Here is a 9671-nt window from a genome sequence, read left to right on the forward strand (position 1 = left end):
GATAAGGAGATACAACTGTTATGTGCAATAGATGTGAACGCGTGGTAATTATTACAGGAGCAGCATCAGGAATTGGGAAAGTCCTATCCATGACTTCGGCAAATAACGGTTATCATGTTTTTTTATTTGATCGTGATGAGGATAAGCTGGTACAAGCCGTTCGTGATGAATTGACAACTGATAAAGCTGATTTTTTTGTCGGCGATGTTACTATAAAGAGCGACGTTGATGCGGCACTGGAAAGATGTATTGAAAAATTCGGTCGTGTTGATGCATTAGTTTCTAATGCGGGTATAATGGAAAAAGCAGAGTTTCTTGAAATGACGGAAGATCAATGGAATAAAACAATGGATGTGAACTTAAAAGGAACCTTCCTTTGGGGGCAGACAGCGGCCAAATGGATGGTTGAGAATCATCAAAGTGGTAGCATCGTAAATATTGCTTGTATGAGGGCTAGTCTTGTAGGAAAGCGTATGGCGGCATATGCAGCGTCAAAGGCTGGCGTTCGAACGCTAACTAAAGCAATGGCTGTTGAATTAGCTCCTTATCAAATAACTGTTAATGCAATTGAACCAGGCAGGACTTCTACCGATCTTTTAAAAAAACATATTACCGATATTAATGGGGAAGCTTTACGCCAAAAACTTATTCCGCTTGGAAGATTTGCTATGCCCGAGGAAATCGCTCAAACAGTACTCTTCTTAATTTCTGAGCAGGCAAAATATATTACGGGAGCATCTATTCCTGTAGATGGTGGATATAGTATTGCAAAGGATTAACATTTGTTTATGTATACTTATTATTGTAAGAGACTGCGATGAATTATCAAAATATTTTAAACTACCGTGATGTTTATCACGGCAGTTTTTTTTGTCTTATTATATAATCAGATTGTTAAAATTTGAACTAGAAGAAGTCGCTTATGTATTTGGAGAAGCTGATATTTCTATAATCTTAGTCTTGTCCATTAGAAGATACGGTTGCTGCAATTCTTTTCATTGCCATTCCAAATGCACATATCAAAAAAGAAAGAGGTGTAAACATGGGCTATTGTCTAGACAAGGATGGATTCAATCAGGTATTAAATGAATGGTCGAAAGAATATATCGTCTATGCTCCCAAGCTTTTTAAGGGTGGGGGGAATTTCTCGGATACTGATCGCATCCGTTACGGAGAAATCCATACAGTTGAAGAAATTATTTTTGACCGTAAATCGGATTACTCGTTTAAGGAGGTATTGCTGCCTTTGTCGCAGACGTTGTTCTTTTTTACCGAGAATATGGTAAAAGAAGCTGATTTTCCGAAAAAAGGGGCAGTTATTTTATTGCGCAGCTGCGATCTTAATGCTGTGAAGCGGCTGGATGCAATTTATCTTGAAAACGGCTCTGAAGATTACTATTATAAACGCCTGCGGGATAAAGTAAAGTTTATCTTGATTGGCTGTGAGCATTCCTTTGAAAACTGTTTTTGTGTCGACATGGGAACCAACAGCGTCGACAGTTATGATGCTTACCTTGAATTTAAGAACGGTGAAATATTTGTGGATAATCATAATGATGCGTGGAAAACATTATTTACTGCGCATAGTATTGGAACGCCTGCTGTAATTCCTTCCTATGTAACCAAAAATGAGACGCATGTTCATATACCGGATGGAATCACGCCGGATATCGCACACTCGAAAATGTGGGATGAGTATGACAGCCGCTGTATTAACTGCGGGCGCTGCAATTTTGTATGTCCCACCTGTACCTGTTTTACTATGCAGGATATATTCTACACAGATAACGGAAAAGTTGGAGAACGGCGTCGTGTATGGGCATCTTGTATGGTGGATGGCTTTACTGATGTTGCTGGCGGCGGTTCTTACCGCAAAAAGAATGGGCAGAGAATGCGTTTTAAAGTACTTCACAAAGTGTATGATTTTAAAAAGCGCAACGGCTATCATATGTGCGTAGGATGCGGACGCTGCGATGATATTTGTCCTGAGTATATATCTTTTGCTAATTCCATAAATAAGCTGGGTGCAGCAGTTAAGGAGGTGTCATTAAATGCCGTCAAATGAGTACATTCCTTTCCTGACTGAGATTCGGGATGTTATTAAACACACGGATATTGAATATACCTTTCGTGTTACTTATGAGGGAAATGTGAAACCGGGACAGTTTTTTGAAGTATCAATCCCTAAGTATGGCGAAGCTCCAATATCAGTAAGCGGTATTGGTAATGGCACCGTAGATTTGACCATCCGCCGCGTCGGTAAGGTTACCCATGAAATTTTTGAGCATTATGTTGGTGATAAATTATTCATGCGCGGTCCTTACGGCAATGGCTTTGACATAGATAACTACAAAGGGAAAGAACTTGTAGTTATCGTCGGAGGAACTGGCCTTTCACCGGTAAAAGGTATTGTCGATTATTTTTGCAGTCACAGGGAAGAAACAAAAAACATGACTTTAATAGCAGGGTTTAAAACACCAAAGGATGTTTTATTTAGTACAGATTTTGGTCTCTGGAAGAAAAAAATGAATGTGATTTTGACTGTAGACAATGCGGAAAACGATACTACATGTAAAACTGGCTTAGTTACTCAATATATTCCACAGTTAAATTTTGAAAATTTCAATAAAGCAGTCGCAATTGTTGTGGGGCCACCAATGATGATGAAGTTTACTACACAAGGACTTCTAGAAAGAGGTTTTAAAGAAAATAATATTTGGATTTCTTATGAACGAAAGATGTGCTGTGGCATAGGAAAATGCGGCCATTGTAAAACTGATGACACCTATATTTGTCTGGACGGCCCTGTATTCAATTTTGTAAAAGGCCGTCAATTATTTGATTAGAAAGGGGGGGATCAAATGGACGTTAATACCAAAAAAATAAAAAAGAATGCATTTCGAGTGACAAAACATAGAGGTTTTACTGCATCGCGTATTCGTGTTCCAGGTGGTTATTTGGAAGCAAAGTATTTAGGGATGATTCAAAATATTGCAGAAACCTATGGCAACGGTATCGTAAATATTACAACCCGGCAGGGATTTGAAATTCCCGGTATTAAGTTTGAAGATATACCTAGGGTAAATGAACTAATTCAGCCCATTATCGCAGGATTGGATATTAATCAAGAAGCTTGGGGACAAGGGTATACTTCTTCCGGTACAAGAAATGTTACAGCCTGTGTGGGAAACAATGTATGCCCTTACGCTTGTTATAACACCTCTCAATTTGCAAAGAGAATTGAAAAGGAAATTTTTCCAAATGACTTGCATTTTAAGGTGGCTCTTACAGGTTGTCCTAATGATTGTGCCAAAGTAAGAATGCATGATTTTGGTATTATGGGGATGACTTCGCCTCAATATGATAAGGAACGTTGTGTTAGTTGTGGTGCCTGCGTAAAAGCCTGTACTAAAAAGTCAGTAAGTGCTTTGGAAACCGTAAACTTCAAGGTAATGCGCAATGCCAAGAAGTGCATTGGTTGTGGTGAGTGTGTTTTGAACTGTCCAACTGGGGCTTGGACGCGCAGCCATGAAAAGTACTTCCGTTTAACTATTTTCGGCAGAACCGGTAAGAAAAATCCCCGTTTGGGCGAAGACTTTATAAAATGGGCAGATGAAGATAGTATTATCAAAATCATCTGCAATACCTACGACTATGTGAAAAATTATATAGATCCATTTGCGCCCGGAGGTAAAGAACATATCGGGTACATTGTGGACAGAACGGGTTTTGAAGAATTCAAAAAATGGGTTTTGAAAGATGTTCATTTGCCAGCAATCGCGGAAATATGCACGCCTATTTATTGGAAAGGTATTAAATATTGATAATTTTTGCAACTCTGTAGAGAAAATATCAACAATCTAGTCTAAAAAGTTGCTACTGTTAGTCGTAATGCCCGCTAACATTCCGCATGGTCTAAATGCTATAGATAATTTTAAAATGTTACTAGTTACTAATTGATGTTAAAAATGATATAGAGTGAGTTCCTTTTTTATGTTAATTGAAGCTATGTACAAAATGGTGTCATCGGTATGTCGGTGATGCCATTTTTAGGTTAAACTGTAGTAATCTGTTTTTTGCCATTTGTATTGGTTTTGTTGTAAACAGTTTAATTACATGTACAGATAAAAGGATAGTATTTTTACAAGTGATACATAATATTGCTAAATATATATTAAAAGGGAGGTTTATCTTTAATATGGAAAATGCGATGTTTTGTTATCAGTGTGAGCAGACCGCAGGCGGTAAAGGTTGCGTAAAAATGGGCGTATGCGGTAAAACCCCCGAAGTTGCAGGTCTACAGGATGTTCTTATTCACTCTTTAAAGGGAATCGGTTATTATGGTTGGCAAATTATACAAGCTGGCGGAAAAATTGATACTCTTACCTACAAGTTTGTCATGGATACAATGTTTTCTACCCTTACCAATGTAAACTTTGATCCTGAACGTTTTGTGAGCTATATACAAGAATCCAACAAAATTAAATCTCAACTTAAGGAACAGTTAGGTGACAAAGCTAAGTTTGCACCAGCGGAAGCAGATTATGTGGCTCCAGCTACTAAGGAAGAAATGCTCAAGGATGCCCAAAATTTTGGCATTATGACGGATCAATCCATGGATATGAATATCCGGTCTTTACAGCAAACGCTAATTTATGGTTTTAAAGGCATGGCAGCCTATGCTCACCACGCCCTAGTGCTTGGAAAGAAAGATGAAGAAGTAGGAAATTTTTTCTTCAAAGGACTGGCAGCTACATTAGATAAATCATTAGGCGTGCCTGACTGGCTAGGCTTATGTATGGAACTTGGCAAGACTAATTTTAAGTGCATGGAAATGCTTGATGCAGCTAATACCGGTGAATATGGTAATCCAGAACCCACAGAAATACTCATATCCAGAAAGGCGGGGCCGTTCATCGTCATCTCTGGACACGACATGAAAGATCTTAAACAATTGTTAGAGCAAACAGAAGGTAAAGGTATCAACATTTATACCCATGGCGAAATGATACCCGCCCACGGCTATCCTGAACTGAAAAAACATAAGCATCTGATTGGGAACTTCGGCACTGCATGGCAGAATCAACAAAAGGAATTCGACAATCTACCCGGTTGTGTCCTTATGACAACAAACTGCCTAATGACGCCGCGTGATAGCTACAGCGACAGGATATTCGCAACAAGTATCGTTGGTTTTTCTGATATGCCTTATATCGAGGAACACAATGGTCGTAAAGATTTTACACCCATTATCAATAAGGCTTTGGAACTTAGAGGATTCAAAGAAGATGAACCTGAACGCAAGATTACTGTTGGTTTTGGGCATCATGCGGTCCTTAGCAATGCAGGGAAGATTGTAGAGGCTGTAAAATCAGGTGAAATCAAGCACTTCTTCTTAATTGGCGGTTGTGATGGTGCTCGGCCAGGTAGAAGTTATTACACCGATTTTGCCGATAAAACTCCCCACAATACCTTGATGCTTACGTTAGCTTGCGGTAAATACCGATTTAATTATAAAGACTTTGGTACGTTGGCTGGATTTCCCCGACTGCTTGATGTGGGGCAATGCAATGATTCGTTTTCTGCAATTCGTATCGCCGTTGCTTTAGCCAAAGCATTTAACTGTGGCGTAAATGAGCTGCCTCTTACACTCGTACTATCCTGGTATGAGCAGAAAGCAGTTGCTATACTTCTTACGCTATTATCTCTCGATATTCACAATATCTATATCGGTCCCACACTTCCTGCTTTCTTTACTCCTGACGTACTGCAAACTTTGGTAGAAAAATTTAAAATCAAACTTGTTTCAACTGCTGAAAAAGATATTGAAGCAATTTTAGGAGCGAATGCACTAAAGGCATAACATAATCGGAATAAGCGCCTAGAATATTGAAACTATTCTGATTTTTATATTGAATAGTAGGAGTCTATGTTTATATGATAACGGATTTTATTGATAATGAACTAGAGGGTGTCCAAAAAGTAAAGACTAAAAAAGGGACTGGAACTCATGAAAGAAAAGGGTTCTAGCCCCCTTTCGGTAATGCGAGTATATCGTCTAGTACTTCGTTTAGCATAGCGCATGGATATTAAGACAACTAATTGAGTGCTCTAATTATGACGCGAATCCTGAAACATGAGCGTCATCAGAATTTGTTATCTATGCAGCAATTCGTGATTTGCATCACAGACAGTTGTCTTTCCTAGAGGTAGACTTATCTTAATTATGCTAAGCCTTTTAGGAAGTGAGAGCGGAATGCGAGCATGGAACTGGTTTTGCCAATTTGGTATAGACAAAAATGAGAGTAGTGATTCAAAAAAATATTCGTTGAAAAATTCCATATGTGTTAACAAAAATACTAATTATGATGATGGGACGGAAGAGTTTTGTACTAGGTTAAACGGGCGAGGAATATGCCAATGCGGTAGTACCTTTCGAGGGTTACATTGCATATGGTCACATTATCGTAGAACATAATATATATAAGAAAATTCTAGTAATGTCCCCACATGTCCTGAATATAAATATGAGGTGAATTATGAAAATTGCTATACTAGTCAGGGAAGAAACCATGCAACGTTGTACAGGTAGAGGTTGTCTTAACGCTTTTTTTCAGAGAAAGGACGCTTTTGGGAGATATGAGGGCAAGATAGAGCTTGTTACTTTTTCTCACGCTGGAGGAGACATTGATCATAAAATCGAGACGATGATTAAGAACGGTGTGGATGTGGTGCATTTGTCGTCTTGTATGCGGGGAAAGGCATCAAATTATGAAACCTTGGCAAAGCGTCTTGGAGAACACTTTTATGTCGTTGGATACACCCATGGGGCGGAAAATGGCAAGAGAAAAGATACAATATTTTCTCTTGCGCCGCGCGGAATTGCAGAGCAAATAAGTGTGAAAGAGGATAAAGAAATCTATTAATAGTAACGATTAATAGATTTCGCGATTAGCGAAACCATCGATTATTCTCAACCGCCAAAGGAATATTCGGAAGTTAATCGCGCTATTACTAATAAAATTAGCTATTTCTTTAACTTCCGATAATTTATAGTTATCGGAAGTTAAATAGGAATACACAAGGTTTTCCTGCTGTTTGGGTAAAATAAGCCGCTGGACGCGCGTGCAGTCCGGATGGGTTTATAAAAAGCTGTCCTATTTTGGGATTAAATCTGGAACTTGCTAGCAGTATCGCGGAGATTTACAGCTAGTTGAGCCAGCGCTTGACTTGATGAAGCGATTTCTTCCATAGATGCCGATTGTTCTTCGGTTGCAGCTGATACCGTCTGTGCTTCTTCAGCTGCCTTTTCGCTTAACTCATCAATTTGTTTTACTGAGCCAACAAATTGATGAGTGCCAATAGCCAGTTGATCGATGGCTGAAGATATTTCTTTTACTTGTCCAGATACTTGAGTTATCAGCATTGAAATTTCTAAAAGGGTTTGTCCTGATTCATTGACTACTTCTGTTCCTAGCTTGACTTCAAGAGTGCCATCTCTCATGGCTACTACAGCTTTGTCTGTATCACTCTGAATTTCACCAATTAGTGTGGCGATTTGTTCGGCGGAATCTTGCGATTGTTCTGCAAGCTTGCGAACTTCTTCTGCTACTACAGCAAAACCACGCCCTTGTTCACCCGCACGAGCTGCCTCAATGGCGGCATTTAAGGCCAGTAAATTGGTTTGCCCGGCAATCCCAGTGATAGTATCGAGAATTTGACCGATTTCCTTAGACCTTTCCCCCAATTTAGCTACTAGTGCAGCGGAGGCGGTAACATTTTCTTCGATATAGTTCATTTTCTTTATCGCTTTATCCATCGATTTGTTACCTTGGTTCGCTATTTCAGCTACCTGAGCGGATTGCGTGGCTAACTCATTGGCGTTAGCAGCAACTTGCTGGATTTTTGCTGACATCTGCTGTACAACAACGGCTGTGTCATTGGCTACACTTAGTTGCTGCTTTGCACCTTTGGCTACATCGGTAATGGAAATAGCAACTTGGTTGGCAGCTTGAGCTGATTGATCGGCACTAGCAGTCATTTCTTCACTTGAGGCAGCTAGCAATTCGGATTGCCTTAACATTTGACCAATAAGATCGCGCATACTGCTGCGCATACTGGCCAATGACTGGCCCATTTCTCCAAATTCGTCTTTACGGGAAAGAAGTGCCTTATTTATGACAGTTTCATAGTCACCTTCAGCCATACGGTCAAGAAAGGTGGTTGTAGCTTTTACAGGTTTGATGATCATCTTGGTGAGGCTTAAACTGAGCGTGATTCCTATAAGAAATATGATCCCTGTCAATGTGATCGACACAGTACGGGCATTTGATGCATTCTCTTTGGATTGGGTTACTTGATCTTTAACGATTTTAGAGTTATCTTCTACGATGGTTGATAGTGCCTTTTGGAGCTCTTGGGCGAATGGTGTTAGTTCTCTGGTAGTAGCACTACTAATCAATTGATCCTGTGCCTCGCGCGCAGTATCCCCGCTCTTTTTAGCTGCATGTCCATCAGCTAGTGCTGGTATAAGTCGCTCCCTAACACCTGCGTAATAAGTATTAGTGTCGCTAATAAGCTTCTCAATGGACGCTTTCTTTTCCGGCGAAGCTTTAGCAAGAATCTGATTTTCTAATTCCACAACGGTGTTCATTCGTTCTATAAACCCCTGACGGTTGCTATCATTGCCATCGGCGATGAACCGTCTGATTTCGAGAACAGCTCCAGTGTATAAATTTTCGGCTTTTGATGCTAAAAGCGCTCTGGCGTTCGCCTCTTCGATGGCGGTTATACTAGTAGTATTTTGTTGAGCAGCAAAGTAAAAATTAAATCCCAAAACTAATAGCAACATCATGATAAATCCGAGTCCCAGGCTGATTTTTGTACCAATTTTCATACTAAACCTCTCCTATTTTAATTCCTGAAATCTATGCTATACTAAAACTTTTCGGAAATATGACCTTGCTTGTATTAATTGCAAAAACGCTCTCTATACCAAGTGCTCCCCGAAAACAAAACTGACACCGTACAAAACGTTGTCAGTTGTCAGTCATCACAATGTTATTAATCGTTCATACCTGCTTATCAGACTCCTTATATCAGTTCTTATTTCTTCATTACAAAGGCTTTTCCATCAACAACAACAACGCCGGTTTGAGTTGTAACTATTGTTTTTAGAACCAAACGATGTTTGGCTTCGTTTTTCTCAATCACTTCGACGGTGGCAGTAATCGTATCGCCCATTCTTACCGGGGCCTTAAATGATAACTCTTGCCCTAAATAAATAGTATTAATTCCTGGGAGAGTTGTGCCAAGTACAGCAGAAATAAAACCAGCCGTTAACATACCATGAGCAATACGTCCTTGAAACATTGTATCTTTAGCAAACTGTTCATTAATATGTACCGGGTTAAAATCCCCTGTTATCCCTGCAAAGGTATACACATCATGCTCTGCTATCGTCTTAGATAAACTGGCTGTATCCCCAATTTGGATATCAGCAAATTTAATATCTTGTGCCATAAAAAATCCTCCACCTTTTTTTATCGAAAATTCAATTAATTTTTATAATTATTTCATTAACTAATGGGATTTACTCCTTCATTTGAAAAATCATCAAAGCTTATTTATTGTAGTCGTAAAAACCTTTACCTGTTTTACGGCCAAGATAG

The 9671-nt window shown here is 39.3% G+C and carries 9 protein-coding genes; 6 read left to right on the plus strand and 3 right to left on the minus strand.

Features of this window, described 5'->3' with window-relative positions; all coding sequences use genetic code 11:
• Positions 1-20: 20 nt before the first annotated feature.
• From Ga0466249_RS07215 to Ga0466249_RS07240, 6 genes are all read left to right on the plus strand, one after another.
• On the plus strand, positions 21-779 hold the full coding sequence (locus tag Ga0466249_RS07215; RefSeq protein ID WP_215828761.1) for an SDR family NAD(P)-dependent oxidoreductase: 759 nt from the start codon (positions 21-23) through the stop codon (positions 777-779).
• Positions 780-1042: 263 nt separating this feature from the next.
• A complete protein-coding gene (gene asrA / locus Ga0466249_RS07220; RefSeq protein ID WP_215828762.1) occupies positions 1043-2065 on the plus strand; it encodes an anaerobic sulfite reductase subunit AsrA in 1023 nt (340 codons plus the stop codon).
• Entirely contained in the window at positions 2052-2846 is a 795-nt protein-coding gene (gene asrB / locus Ga0466249_RS07225; protein ID WP_215828763.1) for an anaerobic sulfite reductase subunit AsrB, read from the plus strand. The genes asrA and asrB overlap by 14 nt, the downstream gene beginning before the upstream one ends.
• 15 nt (positions 2847-2861) lie before the next feature.
• Complete coding sequence (gene asrC, locus Ga0466249_RS07230) at positions 2862-3824, plus strand: sulfite reductase subunit C (protein ID WP_215828764.1); 963 nt, start codon at positions 2862-2864, stop codon at positions 3822-3824.
• A gap of 374 nt (positions 3825-4198) precedes the next feature.
• A complete protein-coding gene (gene hcp, locus Ga0466249_RS07235) occupies positions 4199-5863 on the plus strand; it encodes a hydroxylamine reductase (RefSeq protein WP_215828765.1) in 1665 nt (554 codons plus the stop codon).
• Positions 5864-6539: 676 nt separating this feature from the next.
• A complete protein-coding gene (locus Ga0466249_RS07240) occupies positions 6540-6926 on the plus strand; it encodes a CGGC domain-containing protein (RefSeq protein ID WP_215828766.1) in 387 nt (128 codons plus the stop codon).
• Positions 6927-7056: 130 nt separating this feature from the next.
• Here the strand turns inward: Ga0466249_RS07240 and Ga0466249_RS27725 are convergent, their stop codons facing one another.
• The 3 genes from Ga0466249_RS27725 to Ga0466249_RS07255 form a co-directional block, all read right to left on the minus strand.
• Positions 7057-7203, minus strand: a complete 147-nt coding sequence (locus Ga0466249_RS27725; protein WP_215828795.1) for an HPr family phosphocarrier protein — start codon at positions 7201-7203, stop codon at positions 7057-7059.
• Complete coding sequence (locus tag Ga0466249_RS07250; RefSeq protein WP_215828767.1) at positions 7169-8896, minus strand: methyl-accepting chemotaxis protein; 1728 nt, start codon at positions 8894-8896, stop codon at positions 7169-7171. The genes Ga0466249_RS27725 and Ga0466249_RS07250 overlap by 35 nt, the downstream gene beginning before the upstream one ends.
• Positions 8897-9105: 209 nt before the next feature.
• Positions 9106-9522 carry a MaoC family dehydratase gene (locus tag Ga0466249_RS07255; protein WP_215828768.1) on the minus strand — a complete coding sequence of 139 codons (417 nt, stop codon included), beginning with the start codon at positions 9520-9522 and terminating at the stop codon, positions 9106-9108.
• Between the last annotated feature and the right edge of the window lie 149 nt (positions 9523-9671).

The sequence above is a fragment of the Pelorhabdus rhamnosifermentans genome, from assembly GCF_018835585.1.
GTDB classification, from domain to species: domain Bacteria; phylum Bacillota; class Negativicutes; order UMGS1260; family UMGS1260; genus Pelorhabdus; species Pelorhabdus rhamnosifermentans.